We start from the raw sequence: 20658 nt of genomic DNA, 5'->3' as shown, positions 1-20658 counted from the left end.
TTACCTATAGCAAAATAGGTAATGGTCTTTTTAGTATAAAATACAGCAGTTTTATTGCGCTTATTAAAAATTACAGAATAACACATTATGAAAACAGATACACTTAATAAACAAGACACCACGTTAGATTTAGAAGCCTATTTTAAACCCTTCAGAGCTGGTGTAATAGGTAACGATGCCACGTTTAAATCTCTGTATGGTAAACAAAATATGTTGTATGCCGATTGGATTGCTAGTGGAAGATTATACCAACCTATTGAAAATGTAATCTGTGAAAAAGTGGGGCCAATGATGGCGAATACACACTCTTTTTCAAGTGAAAGTGGTAAGGCGACAACATACTTATATCATGAAGCGCGTAACGTGATTAAACAACACGTTAACGCTTCAGAAGAGGATGTATTAGTAACCACAGGAACAGGGATGACGGGTGCTTTAAATAAGTTACTACGCATCCTTAAGTTATTACCAGCAAACCTTAGCGGCGCACCCGTTTTAGAGGCGGATAGACCAGTAGTATTTATAACACATATGGAACACCACTCTAATCAAGTGTGTTGGTTTGAAACAGAAGCCGATGTTGTTATCCTTCCTCCAGACGATAAAGGATTGGTAGCGACCGAAGTCTTAGAAAATGAAATCAAAAAATATAGCGATCGTAAGTATCTAATTGGTGCGTTTACAGCGTGTTCTAATGTTACGGGTATTATTTCTCCGTACCAAGAATTGGCTAAAATAATGCATGAGTATGGCGGACTTTGTTTCGTAGATTTTGCGGCCTCGGCGCCGTATGTAAACATTAATATGCACCCAGAAAATGAGGATGAGTGTCTAGATGCTATTTTCTTTTCTCCTCATAAATTTTTAGGTGGTCCGGGAAGTTGTGGTGTTTTAGTATACAATAAAAATATACACCAAAGAGAAATTCCTGATAATCCAGGTGGTGGAAACGTAAAGTGGACAAAACCTTCAGGGGAATTTAAATATGTGGAAGATCCAGAAACTAGAGAAGACGGTGGGACGCCAGGTATTATTCAAGTAATAAGAGCGGCTCTTGTTATTAATCTAAAAGAGAAAATGAATGTCGATAAAATGAAAGAACGTGAAGACGAACTTTTAAAGTCTTTTTATGATGGGGTTGAAGATATCAATGAATTAACGGTGTTAGGGACAAGACACCAAAAGCAAATTGGTTGTGTGTCTTTCAATATAGACCATATGCATTACAATTTAGCGGTACGTTTATTAAACGACCGTTTCGGAATTCAAGTGCGTGGTGGTTGGTCTTGCGCTAGTACGTATGCGCATTATTTATGTGGTATTAACGCTGCTAGTTCTAGCGAAATTATTGCACAAATTGAAGCGAAAAATTTAACCGAGAAGCCAGGTTGGGTACGTTTATCTATTCATCCAACAATGTCTAACAAGGAAATTACCTATGTTGTAGAGTCTATTAAAGAGATGGTAGCGAATCAAAAAGAATGGTCTGCAGATTATACTTATAACAGCGGTACAAATGAGTTTGATTCTATTACACCAGTAGAAGTAGACTTACAGCACTATGCAGATATTTTAAGTTTATAAGTTCACTCTATAGGCAAAATAGAAACTAGAGCACTCAGATATCCTAAAGATGTCGTGATGCAAATAGTATAGGCATCCTTTTAATTCTTGCAATTAAAAGGATGTTTTGTTTCGATAGGGCATTATTTAAGCGAAATGCACCTTTTTTTGATAACTTTGCACCTTTGTTTTAAGGTTAAAAATAGTAAACATCAACTTTAAGAATGTCACCAAAACTAACGAATTCCGTTTTATATTTAATGAGCACATCGGCAGGGTTAATCGTTGCTAATTTGTATTATAATCAACCATTATTGCATCAAATGGCCGTTACATTCAACGTCTCTGATTCTGCGGTTAGCAATGTTGCATTATCTACGCAATTGGGTTACGCCTTTGGGTTGTTGTTTATTATTCCGCTCGGCGATAAAATATCTAATAAAAAAATATTAAGAGTAGATTTTTTTGTAATGGTTCTGGCTTTAGTCGCGGCAGGTTTATCTAATACGTTATTTCTATTAATAGCGAGTAGTTTTTTAATTGGTTTTACCTCTGCTATTCCGCAGTTATTTGTGCCTATGGCAGCAGCATTATCAGACGATAAAGGTCGCGGGCGGGCAATAGGTATCGTAATGAGTGGTTTATTAATTGGGATTTTAGGAAGTCGCGTAATTAGTGGCTTAGTTGGAGCGCAATTTGGTTGGCGCATTATGTACTATGCAGCAGCGCTACTGATGGTTGTTTTATTCGTTTTGCTAGCCTATAAACTTCCAAAAATGAAGCCGACCTACAAAGATAGTTATGCCAGCTTAATGAAATCACTTTGGTTTTATTTTAAAACAGAACCCGCTTTACGCGTAGCAGCCTTAAGAGGTGCTTTAGCTTTTGCGGGGTTAAGTGCCTTTTGGACAACGCTCGTATTTTTAATGGAGGATTCCTTTGGTTACGGTAGTGGTGTAACAGGCGTTTTTGGGCTGTTTGGAATTGCCGGTGCTTTAGGAGCAACTGTTGTTGGTAAAATGAATGACAAAGTCAGTAAGAATAAAATTATAATGGTTAGTGCTATTTTAATTCTCGTTTCTTGGTTTGTGTTTTTGGTTTCCGCTCAGTCTTTAATTGGCCTAGTCATTGGTGTTATTGTGGTCGATTTAGGTTTACAAGGGTTACACATAACCAATCAAAACATCATTTTCTCAAAAAACCCAGAAGCCCGTAATCGTGTAAACACTATTTATATGGTCGGGTTTTTTATTGGCGGAGCTCTAGGTACGGTCTTAGGTGCTTTCGCTTGGCAGCACTACGCGTGGGTTGGTGTTTCTGTTTTAGGGATTGTTTTGTCTGCATTAATCATTGTGGTTCATCTTATATATAGGAATAAAGCCTATTAGCATTTTGTATTTTAAGAATGAGTTCATTATGTTGTGAACTAATTGTAGCTTTGTAAAAAATTTGAATATGAAAGCAGCCTCAATACAACATAAAGAACTTATCGAAGATATCGGAATGGGTATTGAAGAACGGGCGGGCTTATCGCCGTTAGCATCGCGTATTTATGCCTTGCTAACGATGACGTCTTACGACGGGTTGACTTTCGATGAGATAAAAGAATCCATTGAAGCTAGCAAGAGTTCTATTTCGGTAAATATAAAAGTACTTCTTCAGTTAAGATATATAGAATATTACACCAAACCAGGGGATAGGAAACGTTATTTTAAAGTGTCTAAATATTTTCAGATAAAATTTTTAGAAATCTATATGGATGCGCTTGAAAAACAAATTACCCTTGTTGATAAAATAAATAATTACAATAAAGAATTTCAAAAAGAAAAGTTCGTCAACGAAGAATCTTTAGGATTAATTACACGAGATTATCTGACGAAAATGAGAGATCTCGTTGCTGTAACCATCGCTAAAATAGCAGAGTTTAAAACGACGGAGTAATTTGATGTCTTTACACAACGGAAAAAGATAAATTAATTTGTAAGTCTGTTAAAACAGCTATACTTGAGAATACATTTATGGGGAAAGCATTCGAAAATCGCTGGTTTTTATTAATAATCATTGCACTTACTTGGGGCAGTTCGTTTATTTTAATAAAGAAATCTTTAATTGCGTTTACACCATACGAAATTGGTGCTATTCGCGTTGGCGTTTCGGGGTTAATTATGGCGGTCATTGGAGTTCCTGCATTACGCAGAATGGATAAAAACACACTGTTTTGGATTGCTACGGCTGGCTTTTTTGGTAATTTTTTACCAATGTTTTTATTTCCGTTGGCACAAACACAAGTAAGTAGTTCGCTAGCGGGTATTTTAGATTCTTTAGTGCCGGTTTTCGTACTGGTTTTAGGCTTTTTATTTTTTGGAATTCGCAGTAAAACAATACAAGTGCTTGGCGCCGTTATTGGTTTTTCGGGCGCTGCGACGTTAATGTATTTCTCAGAATCTAGTACAGCCGATTCTCAATTAGGTTACGCCTTATTGGTTGTTTTAGCTACGGCTTGTTATGGGCTGGCAGCATTAATTATAAAAGAAAAACTACAACACGTGCCTTCTATGCCGCTCTCTGGAGGCATTTTTACTATTTGGATGCTGCCTTCTTTTCTAATTTTATTAGGAACGGGCTTTTTTACCCGTTTCCAAATTACCCCAGAATCGACTGAGGCAATGGGTTACTTAGCGATACTTACCGTTCTAGGTACTGCCGTTGCAATGCTGTTATATTACAAGCTTATTCAGAATACATCGCCAGTATTTGCCAGCACAGTAACCTACTTGTTACCTATAGTTGCTGTTATTTGGGGGTTAATAGATGGTGAGGAATTCTCTTTGTGGTATGTTTTCGGGGGGATATTAATCTTAATAGGTATCTATTTAATTCGAGAACAGAAGAAGGAACCGCGGCTCGTACCGAGATAATCGTAGTATTATTAGGTACTCCTTTTTTTGAAAGAAAAGTATAGTTAAAAGTCTGGAATAAAATATAACACAATTTTAAACACTATTAGTTCGTATTGTTACGAACTAATAGTATATTTGCATTTCAAATAAAGAATTGCATTATGAAAAAAGTGTTAAATAAAGACGATTTACTAACCGAAGAGGTTGGTTTATTAATTGAAAAGCGCTTGCATCTTACACCATTAGCAGCTAGAATTTATACCACTTTACTTTTATCGTCAGAAGAAGGGTTAACCTTCGAAGATATTATTAGAGTACATCAAGCCAGTAAAAGTTCGGTGTCCAATAATCTTAAGATTTTGGTAAATCTTCATTACGTAGCGTATTATACCAAATTTGGCGAACGCAAACGCTATTTCCGGATGTCTGAGTTTTATGTAAAAACAGCAATGGAAAGACATACAGAGTTGTTTGAACAAGAGTTATACATCATTAATAAAGTTACAGCGTACAACAAAATAAATAATCCTAAGAAATTTAAAAAAGAAGAATCATTAGTTAGAATATATCAAGAGTATTTAGCGCATTTACGCGATGGATATTTAAAGAAAATAAAAGAAATAGAACAGTATAAAAATCAATTGTAGATTATAAAATTATGAAAACACTCTTTAAAAATTCAATCCCACTTATAGCTTTATTGTTAGTGATGTCCTGTGGGAAGGATGCTGCAAAAGGCGGTGCTGCTGCATCAAGACCAGCACTGTCGTTACCGGTCGTAAAATTGCCGTTGCAAACCGTGACCACTTATAAATCCTACCCCACAAGTATTGAGGGGCTTACAAATAGTGAAGTGCGTGCAAAAATATCAGGATATATCACCGGCGTTTTCGTAGACGAAGGTCAGAAAGTAAAAAAAGGACAGCTGCTTTTTAAGTTAGAAACACAATCTATGAACCAAGACGCTGCTGCAGCAAAAGCGAATGTAAATGCGGCCCAGGTAGAGGTAGATAAGTTAAAACCTTTGGTAGCAAAAAATATTATTAGTGCAGTACAATTAGAAACGGCAAAGGCAAAGTTAGCACAAGCAAAAAGCGGCTATAGTGGTATTGCAGCAACTATTAGTTATGGTACTATAAAAAGCCCGGTAGATGGTTATGTAGGTAGCGTTAGATTGCGAAAAGGGTCTTTGGTCAGTCCAAATGATCAACAACCGTTAACTACGGTGTCTGATGTTAGTAATGTTTACGCTTATTACTCTATGAATGAGAAAGCGTATTTAAATTTTCTTCAAAGTGCTGAAGGCGCCTCTAAAGCTGATAAAATAAAGAACTTTCCAAAAGTGACTTTAATCTTGGCGAATGGATATGAATATGATCAAAAAGGAACGATAGAAACCATAAACTCTCAAATTAATCCCAATTCAGGAACTATTTCTTTCCGTGCTCTATTTAAAAATGACAATGGATTATTAACCAATGGTAATAGCGGAATTATTAAAGTGCCCACCGTCTTTGAAGATGTCGTCGTGGTACCGCAAGAGGCTACTTTCGAACAACAAGAAGGCATTTTTGTGTATAAAGTTGAAGATGATAATACGGCTACAGCGCAAGCGATTACTATTAAAGCAAAAGCGGGTAGTTTATACATTGTAGACTCTGGGATTAAAGCAAATGAAACCATAGTTGTTAAAGGTATTGGTAAGCTAAGAAGTGGTATGCCTATACAGCCAAAAATGGTGAATTTTGACAGCATAGCAAAACCCATCACAAAAGAGTTTCAATAATTCATTATAAAAAAAGTAGAAATAATGTTAAAAACATTTATAACACGACCGGTACTTTCGGCGGTAGTTTCCATTCTTATTTTAATTTTGGGGGTGCTAGGGCTAACCTCTCTATCGGTAACGCAATATCCAGATATAGCACCGCCAACCATAAAAGTAACAGCTGCTTATCCAGGCGCAACGGCGGCGACGATTTTAGAGAGTGTTATTGTTCCTATCGAAGAACAAATTAATGGGGTTGAAGGGATGACGTATATTACGTCTACGGCAACAAATAACGGTACCGCCGAAATTACGGTATATTTTGGTCAAGATGTCGATCCAGATATTGCGGCGGTAAACGTGCAGAACCGTGTTGCTAGGGCAAACCCATTATTACCACAAGCGGTAAGACAGACAGGAGTTTTAACCGAAAAGCAACAAACTAGTGCTTTAATGTTCCTTAGTTTTTATAGTTCCTCTAAAGATTATGACGACGTATTCTTACAAAATTACTTGAAAATTAATGTCGTTCCTGCCTTTCAAAGGGTAAACGGTGTCGGAAATGTTAACGTATTTGGTAGTAAAGATTATGCGATGCGTATTTGGTTACAGCCAAATAAAATGGCCGCTTATGGTTTAGCACCTTCAGACGTTTCTAAGGCTTTAAACGAGCAAAGTCAGGAGGCGGCAGCGGGTACAATTGGTGAAAATAATGGGGAAGCTTTCTCTTATGTAATTAGTTACGACGGTCGTTTTAGAACCGAAGCGCAATACGAAAACGTTATTATTAAAGCACTTGGTAACGGCGAATATTTACGCTTAAAAGATGTAGCAAAAGTTGAACTTGATGCACAATCGTATGCTACAACGGCTCAAACCGATGGTAACCCGAGTGTGGCATTAGCGATTTATCAAACAAAAGGATCGGATGCTCAAGAAATTATTGAAAACGTTAAATTAGAATTAGCACACTTAAAAACAAATTTTCCAGAAGGAATCGATGTTGTTATTCCTTACGATACCAATGAGTTTTTAAATGCTTCAGTCGAAAAAGTAACACACACATTAATAGAAGCTTTTATTCTGGTATTTATTGTAGTATTTCTCTTTTTACAAGATTTTAGATCGACTCTTATCCCTGCAATTGCGGTACCAGTGTCTATTGTAGGTACGTTTTTCTTCTTAAACTTATTTGGATATTCCATTAACTTATTAACCTTATTCGCCTTGGTGTTGGCGATTGGTATTGTAGTGGATGATGCCATTGTGGTTGTAGAAGCCGTTCACGCAAAAATTGACGAGGGCGCAAAAGATATTCAAAAGGCTACTATTACGGCAATGAGTGAAATTTCTGGTGCTATTGTATCTATTACTTTAGTAATGGCCGCAGTTTTTGTGCCAGTAACTTTTATTACTGGACCAACGGGAGTGTTTTACGAGCAGTTTGGAGTCACGCTTATTGTCGCCATTTTAATTTCAGCAGTAAATGCTTTAACGTTAAGTCCGGCGTTATGTGCGCTATTATTAAAACCACATGGAGAAGAAGAAAAGAAAGGTTTTATGCAGCGTTTTTACTCTGCGTTTAATAAAGGGTTTGATGTAACGGTAAAACGTTACGGTCAGTCTTTAGGATTTCTCTTTAGACACAAATGGATTACAGGTGCTATTTTAATAGCGTCAGTAATCGGTATTTTATGGGCTGTAAAAACAACGCCAAGCGGCTTTGTTCCAGATGAAGACAGAGGATTAGTATTTATTAATATGGAATTGCCTCCGGGCGCTTCCATTGATAGAACTGCCGAAGTAAATAATCTATTATACCAAAAGGTGAAAGATATTCCCGGAGTAGAAAGTGTAACCACTATTAACGGTATTAGTTTAATTAACGGTGCGGGTAATAACTACGGATTAGGGTTTATAAAACTCAAGAACTGGAGTGAGCGTACCGAAGATAATGAGTCTGTTCAAGCCATAACGAGAACTTTATTTGGTATTGCCTCAACCATTCCTGAAGCAAATATTATCTTTTTCTCACCACCAAGTATTCCCGGTTTTGGTACATCTTCTGGTGTGGAAGTTAACTTACTAGACAAGTCTGGTGGTAACTTTGCCGGATTAGATAAAGTGAATAAAGAATTTATTGCCAGTTTAATGCAGCGTCCAGAATTTCAATACGCGCAATCGTCGTTCAGTACAAAATATCCACAATATAAGTTGGATATTAATATGGAGCTAGCGAAAAATAACGGCGTTGATATCAATAGTATTTTTAATACGCTTCAAGGGTATATTGGTGGTATATATACTGCCGATTTCTCAAGGTTTGGAAAACAATATAGAGTGTATGTGCAATCATTGCCTTCCGAGCGTTCTAAGGTTCAGGATTTAAGTAATATGTTTGTAAAAACAAGTTCGGGAGAGATGGCGCCAATAACACAATTTGTATCGTTAGAGCGTGTCTTTGGTCCGCAATCGGTAACGCGTTTCAACCTGTTTAATTCAACAAAAATTACTGGTGCAACAAATCCAGGATTTAGTACAGGAGATGCTATTGCTGCTGTAGAAGAGGTGTCGCAGTCGCTGCCAAGTAACTTTAGTACGGCGTATTCTGGATTAACACGAGAGGAACAAAATGCAGGAAACCAAACCACGGTTATTTTAATATTAGTAATTGTGTTTGTGTATTTTATTTTAAGTGCGCAATACGAAAGTTTTATCCTACCATTCTCTGTAATCTTATCATTACCATTAGGGATATTTGGAGCTTTTATAACGACTAAAGTCGCTGGGCTAGAAAATAACATTTATTTCCAAATTGCTCTTATTATGTTAATTGGACTATTGGCCAAAAATGCCATATTAATCGTTGAGTTCGCGATACAACGCCGTAAAAACGGAGAGTCAATTTTCGATTCAGCTGTCGATGGTGCAAAAGCGAGGTTACGTCCTATTTTAATGACATCATTGGCCTTTATATTTGGTCTTATGCCCTTAGTTTTTGCTTCGGGTGTGGGGTCTGAAGGTAACCGTGCGATTGGTACAGGTGCCGTAGGAGGATTATTAATAGGAACCGTTTTGGGGGTATTCGTTATCCCAATTCTATATATGTTGTTTCAATGGTTACAAGAAAAAGTGGTGAAGCCAAAGGCGAAGCCAGAGCAGCAACAAGTGGACGCACATTAATACCAAACAGAATTTTAAAATGAAGAAAACAGTAGTTATAAAAGGAACTCTTGTCGTTTTTACAATGCTTACTTTACAATCTTGTTTTGTGGCCAAAGATTACAAACGACCAGAGTTAAATATTGAAGAAAATTATAGAATAGATGCTGTAGCTCAAGATACAGTCTCTATGGCAAGCGTCTCTTGGAACGAGTTGTTTACAGATCCTGTGTTAACGCATTATATAGAGAGCGGTCTAACACATAATATAGATATTAGAGTGGCGATTCAGCAAATCGTGGCGGCTGAAGCTTATGTTAAGCAAGGAAAAGCGGGCTTTTTACCAACGCTTTCCGGAAATTTAAAATACACACATCAAGAATTATCTAACAATAGTCAGTTTGGTTCTTTTTTAAGTGGCTCTCAAGATCAATATGAGGTTACAGGAAACGTGTCTTGGGAAGCCGATATTTGGGGTAAAATAAGAAGTAATAGTCGGTCGTTTAAAGCCTCTTATTTGCAAACAGTCGCCGCACATCACGCCGTAAAAACACGATTGATTTCGAATATATCGTCTACCTATTTCAGCTTGCTTGCCTTAGACGAGCAAATTGAAGTGACCGAGAGGACAATTGAGAATAGAAGCAGTAGTTTAGAAACCACAAAAGCTTTAAAAGAAGCTGGAAACGTTACTGAAGTTGGAGTGAAGCAAACGGAGGCACAGTTGTACACTGCACAAGCTATTTTGTTAGATTTAAAAACGCAAAGTCGATTGTTGGAAAATACAATGGCTATTCTTTTAGGTAAAATGCCTATGGATATTGAACGTTCCTCTTTAGAAGATCAAATTATAGACACCGAGTTGGCTACCGGAGTGCCTACGCAATTATTAAGTAATAGACCTGATGTTATGGCTGCAGAGTTTAAATTACGAAGTGCTTTCGAAATGACAAACGTTGCACGAAGTAGCTTCTATCCGTCGCTTACATTATCTGCAAATGGCGGACTGCAAAGTTTAGAATTCGATACGTTATTTAATGCAAACTCTCTTTTCGCATCTCTAGTGGGTGGTTTAACACAGCCTATTTTTAATGGTAGAAAGATAAAAACACAACACGAAGTGGCTCAAGCACAACAAGAGCAGTCAAGGCTTCTATTTAAACAGTCTATTTTGAAAGCGAGTAAAGAAGTCTCAGATGCTATGTATTCGTATCAAAATGCAGTAGATAAGATTGAAATTAAACAAAAAGAGTTCGATGCATACGACTTAGCGACTAACTATTCAGATGAATTACTTAAAAATGGCTTAGTAAATTATTTAGAAGTTTTAAGTTCTCGTGAAAATGCTTTAAATTCAAAACTAGATTTAATCAATGCAAGAAATAATAAATTACAGTCTATAGTCTATTTATACACAGCTTTAGGAGGCGGCTGGAAATAAAACTTATACACAGTAAAAAAAAAGAGCTTGCATTAATTTGTAGGCTCTTTTTTGTGGAATAAAGTTGTAAGAACCACTTAACTTAGCCGTGAGATTAGAGCGGTTTAATAAAAATAACGAATACATAATAATGAGAGAATTAATAGAGCTATTTAAAACCAATATTATCGCTATAATTGGCATTATTGTTAGCGTGATTACGCTGTGCGTTATAACGAACGTATTGCATAAATGGTCGGTAAAAAAGGAAAAAGAACGCTTTCCCGGCGAAACGGAACGCCCGTTTATTTTTATAAAACATATTCTTAATACCCTTTGGATTGTGCTTGGCGTCTTGGCATTAAGTCTCGTTTTTATGGGTGATGATTACTATGATTATATTTTAACTAATTTTAAATTAGTGCTTTATGTAGGAATGGTTGCCGTGTTAACTATAATTGGAGGTACGCTCACCAACTTATGGTTTAAGAGAAGTATAAAAAACAAAATACTCTATAATGAGGATCCTACAGCTTTTAAGTTTATTAGGTATGTGGCGGTATTTAGTGTGTATTTTGTAGGCTTTTTATTAGTGATGTTAGTATTTCCTTCATTGCGAGGCGTGTCTCAAACAGCTCTTGGAGGGGCAGGTGTTATTGCCTTAATTGCCGGTGTGGCATCTCAAGAAGCGTTATCCAATTTAGTTGGAGGAATTTTTATTATTTCATTTAAACCTTTTAAAATAGGTGATGTTGTAAGGCTTTCGGATACAATGGTAGGTACGGTTACCGATATAACGTTGCGACATACTATTATAAGAAATTATGAAAATAAAATGATTGTTATTCCCAACGCTATAATTAATAAAGAAAAACTAATTAATTACGATTTAGGCGAGCTTAAATGCTGCGAGCATATTGAAATTGGTATTTCTTACGATAGTGATATCGATTTAGCCAAAAAAATACTGCAAGAAGAATGTGGGAATCATCCGTTAATTTTTGATAATAGAACACTTTTAGATAAGAAGGAGGACAAACCTGTAATTAGAGTGGCCTTAACTAAATTAAACGATTCGTCGATGACCATTAGAGCTTGGGCGTGGGCGAGTACCTATACCGATTCGTTTAATTTAAAGTGCGATGTGCTGGAAAGTGTTAAAAAACGCTTTGATTTAGAAGGAATAGAAATACCATTTCCATACCGGACTATTGTGATGAAGACTACCGCCGACAAATCTACTGATGCACTTAACAAAGAACAATAATATCAGTTGGTCTAAATCGAAGTTGTTATTAAACTGAAATTAAAATTATACATTTTTGTTTACTAAACCTTCTTTTAAGACCTTAGCACGGAAAAATAACAAAGCCTATGAATTCATTACCCGAGTTATTAGAACTTTTAAATCTTAAAAAAGATAGTAATAACGACTATTTAGGCGTAAGCCAAACGGTGGGAAGTCCCAATGTTTTTGGAGGTCAAGTAATAGCTCAAGCATTAAATGCCGCTATCGATACCGTCGAGCACAGGCATTTACATTCGTTACACGCTTATTTTTTAGAAGCTGGCGATTTAACAGTTCCTATTAAATACACCGTAGACCGTGTTAGAGATGGTGGCAGTTTTTCTACGCGTCGCGTTACGGCTATTCAGCATGGTAAAACTATTTTTATAATGGCTCTTTCTTTTCATAAAACCGAATCGGGTTACAATCATCAAATAGAGATGAAAAGTAATATCAAGCAACCGGAAGACCTGTTAAGTTGGAATGAATTATTGAAGCAGTACGGTAGTTATATGCCCAATAAAACCCGAGAGTTTCTTGAAGTGGTTCGCCCCATAGAATTTAAACCTACCGTGTTATTAAATCCATTAGAGAAAAAAGATTTACCACCTTACAACGATGTATGGTTTAAACTAAAAGGAGAGGTTACCAATCTCGATTACGCCACAAAGCAGCAAATTCTCGCTTATATTTCCGATTATAGTGTGTTAACGACAGCTATAAACCCGCACGCCAGTAAGGCGCATTTTGGAAACACGCAAATGGCAAGTTTAGATCATTCTATGTGGTTTTTTAGAGATTTCGATTTTAGCGATTGGTTACTCTTTTCTATAGAGTCACCGAGTGCCTCCAATGCTAGAGCGTTTACGAAAGGGAATATTTTTACTAGAGAGGGCACATTAGTCGCGTCTGTAGCGCAGGAGGGATTAATGCGACCTAAAAGCTAAACGAAGGTTCGACACCGTGATTTTAAGCGTGTTTTTTGGAGCTTAGTGTTATGTGTTAAACAAATTCCGACAAAGGCATACCCTTGAATTTTCTAAACAAGATGGGGCTGATAAAAAATTATACTTAAAATAGTAGTAACTTTACTTTTAGATGAAAGATTTAAACGACAATATAACGTTACCTTTTTTGTTAAAAATTAGTTTTAACAAATTGCTAGAACATTATGAAGAATTAGCAGAAAGTAAGGACTATCACATTGCTGAAAACGCTAAACGCGTTTTAAGAAAACAACAACCATATCCTATATTAAGAGAAGGTTTTACCGATGTGAGCTTACTAAAAACACATCAAAAAGAGGTGCGTGTTATTCTTCAGGAATCTTTTAGTGAAGTGCTTACAAATAACGAGATAAAAACAGCGTCTTTACCGATGCATAATTTTATTTTTAATGCCTCCAATCGATTTAAAAAAATTGTTGAAGATGCCGGAGATGATTTTAAGTTGAATGTAAAAAACAACCCTGAAAACGACAATTATATTTTAGCGTGTGTAATCATTTTAAAAATATATTATCACTATGAGATTAATTTTAAACGTCCGTTGTACTACGAAATTCCTGATCGAAATGGAGTTTTAAGAATTTATAAAATTTTATATAATGCCGATTTTGCTGAAATACTAAAAACAGACAGCGCACCACCATTAACTCAAACCGATTTTGATGAACTCCTTGATAATTTTGATGATATCTCGCTTTGGAAAGAAAAGTTTCCCGTACAAAGTTACATCTTCAAAGGGTTTGTGATTTCTAATATTTTCGATGTTACGGAAGACCAATCCATTTCGAATATTAAATCGACTTTAATTGGTGCCAATAAAAGAAGAAGCAACAGTTTTATGGGCGATTTTCAGTCTATTTTCAGATTGCTTTTTAATATGAATAATCTAAACGTAGGCTTTTCAATATATAATAAAGAAGATGGCTTTTTAACTCAAGTGTACGACTCTAGCGTTAGTAGTTATCTTTTAAAATCTAATAAAAAGGTAGATTGCGAAACCATATTCTGTCATCATTCATTCAATGCATTATTAAAAGACAAGACCTATTATTCAATTTCAGATGTTGATGCTGCCTACGAAAAATCTGAAGGTAAAGCACCGCAAATTTCAAGTTTAAAATCTCAAGGTATTAAAAGTGCTATTTTCGCACCCATCGCCGATGGCGAAGAACTGTTGGGGGTTTTAGAGCTTGTCTCACCAGAGCCTAAGGTTTTAAATAGTATTTCGGCTAATAAACTTATCGATGTGATGCCGTTTATTTTATCGGCGGTAAAACGCTCTAAGTTAGATGAGGAAAATTTAATTCAAGCCATTATTCAGCGAGAATGTACAGGGATACACCCTAGTGTACAATGGAAATTTGAAGAAGCGGCAAGACAATTCATAATTGATGGTTATGCAAAAAAAGAGAACGCCGTTTTTAAAACCATAAGGTTTAAACAGGTATATCCTTTGTATGGCCAGATTGATGTAAAAGGCTCGTCTGGAGCTAGAAATTTGGCGACACAAAAAGATTTATCGCTTCAATTAACTTTAGTTAAGAATGTAATTGAAAAAGCCAATGCCGTAGAAAGTCTTCCCATTTATAAACAGTTGCTATTTCAAGTTAAGGGATACAAAAAACAATTAAAAAGTAATTTTAAAGTCGATACAGAGCAAGAGGTAACTGATTTCTTTAACAATGATATAGCGCCATTATTCCGTTTTCAATTAAAAAACAATGAGAGTTTGAAGGACGATGTTGCCGATTATTTTAGTAAAATAGATTACGGCTTAGGGCTTATTTATTATTACCGAAAAAGCTACGATGATACCGTTATGCTAATTAATAAGAATATGTCTTCTATTATCGATAAAAAGCAAGTAGAAGCCCAAAAAATGTATCCTCATTATTTTGAGCGTTTTAAAACGGATGGGGTAGAACACAATATGTATATTGGCGAATCCATTACCAAAACCGATTCTTTTAACGAAATTTATTTAAAGAATTTAAGGCTTTGGCAGTTGCAAGTGATGTGCGAAATGGAAAATGCCTTCTACAATAAGAAACATAAATATCCAATTGCCTTAGATGTGGCTTCAATGGTTTTAGTATTTAATCAGCCCTTGTCTATACGTTTTAGAGCCGATGAACGCCAGTTTGATGTCGATGGTACGTACAATGCGCGTTACGAGGTCGTAAAAAAACGAGTGGATAAAGCAAATATAAAAGGCACAGACATTCGTGCGACCCAAAAAGGTAAATTAACCATTGTATATTCTACAAAAGATGTAGAACATGAGTATTTAGAATATATAAAATTTTTACAGTCTAAGACTATTTTAGATACGGAACTAGAAATAGTAGAGCTCGAAGATTTACAAGGCGTTACAGGTTTAAAAGCCATACGTGTAAATATTCTATACAGTACTACAACTGCAAATGATAAAATATTTTATACGTACGACGATCTTATGAAAGAGATTTCAGCTTAACTCCAATAGTAACTTTTAGTTGTAGAATCTTTAGAAATAATTAGTGCCGAACCTTGCTCTGGTTTTAAAACATCTTGAATGCGTTTGCCCGGATTTCCTTGTACGGCAATGCCAAAAGCGATGAGCGACACAATAATGCCGACCATAAATACCGTATAGGTAATTCGCAGTAAACGGTATTTTCTATCTAAGACTTTTCCTAAGAAATATAAATCTTTAGTCAGTGAGGTATACACATAATTTTTGTCCTTAAGTAATTCGGAGATGGCCCATTCAAATTCTTTCAATCCCATTTTATGAAAATTACCGAAAAAGGTGAGGTTTACATCTTGATTTTCAACATCTTCTTTTGTGAACTCTCCACTTGTTACATTGGGGCGTGTTGCAATAATAGAAAGTATCATAGACGTTACACTAAACAAGGTAAAAATTACGGTGGGAATCGTTAAGTAGGGATTTGAGTCTAATTTTGAAATTAAATTAGCCAATACCACCGAAATAATAATGGCATTTACCGAAAGTAATATATTGGCTTTTGTATCAGCAATATCACTTAATTTAATATGGTTTCTTAAAGCTACGCGATAAAACGTTTGTATACCACGCTCCGGACTTTCATTTTTAAATTGTGCTTTATATTTAGCTTTTAGTTTTTCTTTGTCTGCTTTGCGCTTTTTTTTGTTTTTTGCTTCTAATAAATCAATTAGATTTTTATTCTTTTTAGGCGCCCAATTTCTTATAGCATAATCCGAATAATACCGGTGATTTTTAGAAAGCACCTCTATATTTTCATCAAGCCATTCGCTAGGGGTATATTTTTTTACGTTTTGTAATTCGAGTTCTTTTCTTAAAAATTCGCTAGCCTCTTGAAAATAATCTTTTCCAAAATGAGAAGCATCGGCATCTCTTATTATCTCTTCTAATTTTGTTTTTGGAGAATCTTTAAATTTAGTGGCCATTATGCACTTGCTAACGGCTTCAATAGTTTCGCTATCGACATCTTGAGATTTTAGATAATTGGTCGCTATTTTAACGCTTTCTTCTTCGTGCCCTTCACGTGTTTTTGTGTAGCCACAGTCATGTAGTAAGGCTGCAAGCTTTAAAATCTCGGTGTCCTTAACATTTATTTCAGAATTTTCAATTATTTCTTTCGTACTTTTAAAGACACGATGCGTATGTGAGAAATTATGATAAACAAAAGTATTTGGTAGTTCTTTTTTAAAAAGTTCTAATACAAATTTTTCTGTATTTTCAATTAGTGTCGACATATATAATTATTAAATTTGAACCAAAGTACTAAAAAAAGAAAACTAAAAATATAATATGGTAAAAAATAACTTTATTCTAACATTTCTCTCTTTAGCGGTTCTTTCGGGTTGTGCTACTTTAAAGGTGAAATATAAAAACGACGAAAATAAAAACGTCCAACTTCCTAGTAAAGAAATTCAAAATGCTTTTTATCTTATTGGTGATGCAGGTAAATCTCCAATTGGCGGAATGTCTCTTGGGCTACAAGCTTTTAAAAAACAGATAGAGAATAAAGACACTAAAGACGATTACGTTTTGTTTTTAGGCGATAATATTTACCCAGATGGTTTCGACCAAACAAAAAAATACAAAGAAGAAAATGCCGAAAATGCTATAAATGCACAGGCAAAAGCGATTGAGGATTTTAAAGGCACTAAAATTTTTATTCCTGGAAATCACGATTGGTATGCCGGTGGAGTTGCGGGGTTAAAAAAAGAAGAAAAGTATGTGGAAAAGAGCGTCGGAAAAGATGCTTTTCAACCGGAAAATGGTTGTCCGTTGGAGAGTATAGAGGTTAACGAAGACGTGCAACTTATTGTTATAGATACGCAATGGTACTTAGAAAACTGGAATCGGAATCCAACTATTAACGACGAGTGCGAGATAAAAACTAGAGAACGTTTCTTTCAAGAGTTAGAAGGCGAACTTAAAAAAGCACAAAATAAACGGGTTGTTTTTGCAATGCACCACCCTATGTATACCAATGGTATTCACGGGGGCTACTACGGCGCTAGAAAGCATTTGTTTCCTACACAAAGTAATTTTCCTTTACCCATTTTATCCTCGTTAATAACTCAGGTGCGCACCCAAGGAGGAGTGTCTATTCAAGACCGTTTTAACGAACGTTATAACGAGCTAATGAATAGAATTGAAACAATGGCTTTAGAGTATAATAATATTGTTTTTGCTTCGGGTCACGAGCACAATTTACAATACATAGAAAATGAGGGCATTAAACAAGTGGTTTCTGGGGCAGGCTCGAAAGCATCAACTGTGGCATTGGGTAATAATGGCCTTTTTTCTTACGGTAGAGAAGGATTTGCAAAGCTTACGGTTTACAAAGACGGTAGTGTTTGGGTTTCTTTCTATAAAGAAGAAAACGGCGCGCCTGTAGGATTATTTAATAAAGAAGTGTTACCAAAATCAAGAGCTGTTTTTGATGTTGAAACCTTGCCAGATACTTTTCCTCAAACCGTTAAAACATCGGTGTATTCTACAGACGAGACTGAGAAGACGGGGTTGTATAAAGCCGTCTTGGGCGATAGATATAGAAAATTATACAGTACAAAAGTAGCGTTTCCAGTAGCCACTTTAGATACGCTTTATGGCGGATTAAATATTGTAAGAGCTGGTGGAGGGCACCAAACACGATCTTTACGGTTAGAAACTAAAGATGGTCGCCAATTAAATATGCGTGCGTTAAGAAAAAGTGCAACGCAGTATTTACAAACGGTATTATTTAAAGAAACGTATGTAGCCAATGAATTCGAGAAAACAAAGGTAGAGAACCTAGTACTCGACTTTTATACTGCGGCACACCCGTATGCCTTTTTGGTAGTTCCAGATTTATCTGATGCGGCAAAAATTTACCATACCAACCCTAAAGTGTTTTTTATTCCGAAACATAAATACATGGGTGATTACAATACCAATTATGGTGGTGAATTGTATATGATTGAAGAACGTCCGGAAAAAAATTATACCCACGAACGTAACTTTGGATATGCAGACGATATTGAAAGTACTCACGATATTATTGAAAAAGTAAGGGAAGATGAAAAGTATAAAATAGACGAAAATGCCTTTATTAGAGCGCGTTTATTCGATATGCTAATTGGAGATTGGGACCGGCACCAAGACCAATGGCGTTGGGCACAGTTCGATCAAGAAAATGGTGATAAAGTGTTTAAACCTATTCCTAGGGATAGAGATCAAGTGTTTTCAAATTTCGACGGAGCATTGCTCGATATTGTTCGTTTTTTATCGGGCGCTTCACGCCAGCTACAAGTGTATGATTCGGAGTTAAAAGATATCAAATGGATGAATAGCGCAGGAATTAAACTCGATAAAGTACTTATTCAACAATCAAATAGAGACGTTTGGATTAAGCAAGCACAGTTTCTTAAGGAAAATATTACTGACGCTGTTATAGACAAAGCTTTTACAAATATTCCAGAAGAAGCTAGAGACTCTACGTTGCTAGACGTGCAAAAGCACTTAAAAGGAAGACGGGATAATATTATAGATATTGCCGAACGTTATTCCGATTATTTAAACGAATTGGTTATTATTTCTGGAACGGATAAAGATGATTATTTCGAAATCACCAGAAGTGGAAATAAAGAAACAAACGTAAAAGTTTCGAGAATTATTGGTGGTGAAAAGGGCGAAGTAATACTGGATAGAACCTTTAATAAAAATATTACGAAAGAATTATGGATTTATGGTTTGGACGATGATGATGTTTTCGAAGTGACGGGAAAAGCAAATAATTTGATTCCTATACGCATCATTGGCGGACAAAACAATGATGTCTACAAAATTAAAAATGGAAGTCGCGTGCGTGTTTACGACCACAAATCGAAACCTAATACTATTGAAGAAAATAATGGGGCGCGTATAAATTTTACAGATATTTATAATAATAATTTATTCGATTTTAATAAAAATATCGTCCGCAATAATACCATTACACCAAACGTAGGGTATAACCCAGATGACGGCGTGTTATTGGGTATTTCGGATGTGTACACCGTTAAAGGTTTTCAACGCAATCCCTACGCGCAACAGCACCGTTTTTATGGTGGTTATTTCTTTGCCACTAGCGGCTTTAGTTTAGACTATGAGGGTGAGTATGCTAATGTGTTTGGGGAGTGGAATTTACACGTGGGAGGACAATTAACTTCCGAGAATTTTACAAATAACTTTTTTGGATACGGAAACGAAACAGAGAATCTAGACGATGATCTTGATTTGGATTACAACCGCGTAAGGAAAAGTATATATAAAGTCAGCGTTGGTGTGCTTAGAAGAGGGAGTTTTGGTAGTGATTATGGCGTGCATTTAATTGCTGAAGGTGTTGAGATCGGGACGTCATCAAATCGATTTATTGATGCTCTTATGCCGCAAGACGCTACTGGAGAGTTCTACGAAAGACGTTATTTTACTGGGCTTGAAGGAAACTATAATTATGCCAGTTTCGATAATAAAATTACACCAACACGTGGGATGACTTTTAATATTAATTCAGGTATTAAAACCGAACCAGATAACACAAAATACACGTATGGGTACTTAAACACCGACTTAGGGTTTTATAATTCTATTTCACAAAACAGAAAATTAGTTTTAAAAACAGATGTGCGATCACAACTGCGTTTTGGTGACGACCTCGTGTTTTACCAAGCGTCAAATATTGGTAGTAAAAACGGGTTAAGAGGGTATAGAGCCGAGCGTTTTACGGGTAAAAATTCGTTAGTTGGTAGTGCCGATTTGCGTTACAGTTTCAACTCTTTTAGAACAAACACCTTACCGTTGCAATTGGGAGTGTTTGTAGGTGGAGATATGGGGCGTGTATGGCTTAAAAACGACATTTCAGATAAATGGCATAACGATTACGGCGGTGGTTTTTGGGTGTCTGCAGCAGATTCTGTTCAGGGTACTTTCAACTTCTTTAATAGTGAAGAAGGCTTACGCTTCTCATTTGGATTTGGTATCGCCTTCTAAAAACAAAAAATCGTAGCCTTTAAAACCTCTTTATTATTCT

General features: G+C 36.0%; 13 protein-coding genes. 12 read left to right on the top strand and 1 reads right to left on the bottom strand.

The window, feature by feature from the left end; all coding sequences use genetic code 11:
* The first annotated feature begins 87 nt into the window (after positions 1-87).
* The 11 genes from ES676_RS02830 to ES676_RS02780 all read left to right on the top strand — a co-directional run bounded on the left by ES676_RS02830 (position 88) and on the right by ES676_RS02780 (position 15584).
* On the top strand, positions 88-1584 hold the full coding sequence (locus ES676_RS02830; RefSeq protein WP_148368517.1) for an aminotransferase class V-fold PLP-dependent enzyme: 1497 nt from the start codon (positions 88-90) through the stop codon (positions 1582-1584).
* 203 nt (positions 1585-1787) lie between these two features.
* A complete protein-coding gene (locus ES676_RS02825; protein ID WP_148368516.1) occupies positions 1788-2951 on the top strand; it encodes an MFS transporter in 1164 nt (387 codons plus the stop codon).
* Between the two features lie 67 nt (positions 2952-3018).
* Positions 3019-3504 (top strand): GbsR/MarR family transcriptional regulator, encoded by a 486-nt coding sequence (locus ES676_RS02820; RefSeq protein WP_148368515.1) that lies wholly within the window; start codon positions 3019-3021, stop codon positions 3502-3504.
* A gap of 77 nt (positions 3505-3581) precedes the next feature.
* Positions 3582-4481: a DMT family transporter gene (locus ES676_RS02815; RefSeq protein WP_148368514.1), complete on the top strand. Its 900-nt coding sequence runs from the start codon at positions 3582-3584 to the stop codon at positions 4479-4481.
* Between the two features lie 143 nt (positions 4482-4624).
* Entirely contained in the window at positions 4625-5110 is a 486-nt protein-coding gene (locus tag ES676_RS02810) for a GbsR/MarR family transcriptional regulator (RefSeq protein WP_148368513.1), read from the top strand.
* A gap of 11 nt (positions 5111-5121) precedes the next feature.
* Positions 5122-6249: an efflux RND transporter periplasmic adaptor subunit gene (locus tag ES676_RS02805; protein WP_148368512.1), complete on the top strand. Its 1128-nt coding sequence runs from the start codon at positions 5122-5124 to the stop codon at positions 6247-6249.
* Between the two features lie 24 nt (positions 6250-6273).
* A complete protein-coding gene (locus ES676_RS02800; RefSeq protein WP_148368511.1) occupies positions 6274-9414 on the top strand; it encodes an efflux RND transporter permease subunit in 3141 nt (1046 codons plus the stop codon).
* Between the two features lie 19 nt (positions 9415-9433).
* Positions 9434-10834: an efflux transporter outer membrane subunit gene (locus tag ES676_RS02795; protein ID WP_170234410.1), complete on the top strand. Its 1401-nt coding sequence runs from the start codon at positions 9434-9436 to the stop codon at positions 10832-10834.
* 130 nt (positions 10835-10964) lie between these two features.
* Positions 10965-12080 (top strand): mechanosensitive ion channel family protein, encoded by a 1116-nt coding sequence (locus ES676_RS02790; RefSeq protein ID WP_148368510.1) that lies wholly within the window; start codon positions 10965-10967, stop codon positions 12078-12080.
* A gap of 107 nt (positions 12081-12187) precedes the next feature.
* A complete protein-coding gene (locus ES676_RS02785; protein WP_148368509.1) occupies positions 12188-13048 on the top strand; it encodes an acyl-CoA thioesterase in 861 nt (286 codons plus the stop codon).
* 151 nt (positions 13049-13199) lie between these two features.
* Positions 13200-15584 carry a GAF domain-containing protein gene (locus ES676_RS02780; protein WP_148368508.1) on the top strand — a complete coding sequence of 795 codons (2385 nt, stop codon included), beginning with the start codon at positions 13200-13202 and terminating at the stop codon, positions 15582-15584.
* Here ES676_RS02780 and ES676_RS02775 read toward each other — a convergent pair.
* Positions 15581-16852, bottom strand: coding sequence for a Pycsar system effector family protein (locus ES676_RS02775; protein ID WP_148368507.1), 1272 nt, complete (start codon positions 16850-16852; stop codon positions 15581-15583). The two genes, ES676_RS02780 and ES676_RS02775, sit on opposite strands and share 4 nt — an antisense overlap.
* A gap of 55 nt (positions 16853-16907) precedes the next feature.
* On the opposite strand from ES676_RS02775, the gene ES676_RS02770 reads away from it, so the two are divergent.
* The gene (locus tag ES676_RS02770; protein WP_148368506.1) at positions 16908-20618 is read left to right on the top strand and encodes a metallophosphoesterase; all 3711 of its coding nucleotides are present in this window, start codon (positions 16908-16910) and stop codon (positions 20616-20618) included.
* Positions 20619-20658 lie beyond the last annotated feature (40 nt).

Origin of the sequence: Bizionia saleffrena, assembly GCF_008086175.1 — a bacterium.
Lineage (GTDB): Bacteria > Bacteroidota > Bacteroidia > Flavobacteriales > Flavobacteriaceae > Bizionia > Bizionia saleffrena.
The sequence above is the reverse complement of the archived record's forward strand: the minus strand, read 5'-3'. Positions and strand labels throughout refer to the sequence as shown.

Bases quoted from the DNA above. Each gene is read 5' to 3' on its own strand.
- ES676_RS02820 (WP_148368515.1), top strand. From the start codon at position 3,019: ATGAAAGCAGCCTCAATACAACATAAAGAACTTATCGAAGATATCGGA.
- ES676_RS02800 (WP_148368511.1), top strand. From the start codon at position 6,274: ATGTTAAAAACATTTATAACACGACCGGTACTTTCGGCGGTAGTTTCC.
- ES676_RS02825 (WP_148368516.1), top strand. From the start codon at position 1,788: ATGTCACCAAAACTAACGAATTCCGTTTTATATTTAATGAGCACATCG.
- ES676_RS02785 (WP_148368509.1), top strand. From the start codon at position 12,188: ATGAATTCATTACCCGAGTTATTAGAACTTTTAAATCTTAAAAAAGAT.
- ES676_RS02830 (WP_148368517.1), top strand. From the start codon at position 88: ATGAAAACAGATACACTTAATAAACAAGACACCACGTTAGATTTAGAA.
- ES676_RS02810 (WP_148368513.1), top strand. From the start codon at position 4,625: ATGAAAAAAGTGTTAAATAAAGACGATTTACTAACCGAAGAGGTTGGT.
- ES676_RS02780 (WP_148368508.1), top strand. From the start codon at position 13,200: ATGAAAGATTTAAACGACAATATAACGTTACCTTTTTTGTTAAAAATT.
- ES676_RS02790 (WP_148368510.1), top strand. From the start codon at position 10,965: ATGAGAGAATTAATAGAGCTATTTAAAACCAATATTATCGCTATAATT.
- ES676_RS02770 (WP_148368506.1), top strand. From the start codon at position 16,908: ATGGTAAAAAATAACTTTATTCTAACATTTCTCTCTTTAGCGGTTCTT.
- ES676_RS02805 (WP_148368512.1), top strand. From the start codon at position 5,122: ATGAAAACACTCTTTAAAAATTCAATCCCACTTATAGCTTTATTGTTA.
- ES676_RS02775 (WP_148368507.1), bottom strand. From the start codon at position 16,852: ATGTCGACACTAATTGAAAATACAGAAAAATTTGTATTAGAACTTTTT.
- ES676_RS02795 (WP_170234410.1), top strand. From the start codon at position 9,434: ATGAAGAAAACAGTAGTTATAAAAGGAACTCTTGTCGTTTTTACAATG.
- ES676_RS02815 (WP_148368514.1), top strand. From the start codon at position 3,582: ATGGGGAAAGCATTCGAAAATCGCTGGTTTTTATTAATAATCATTGCA.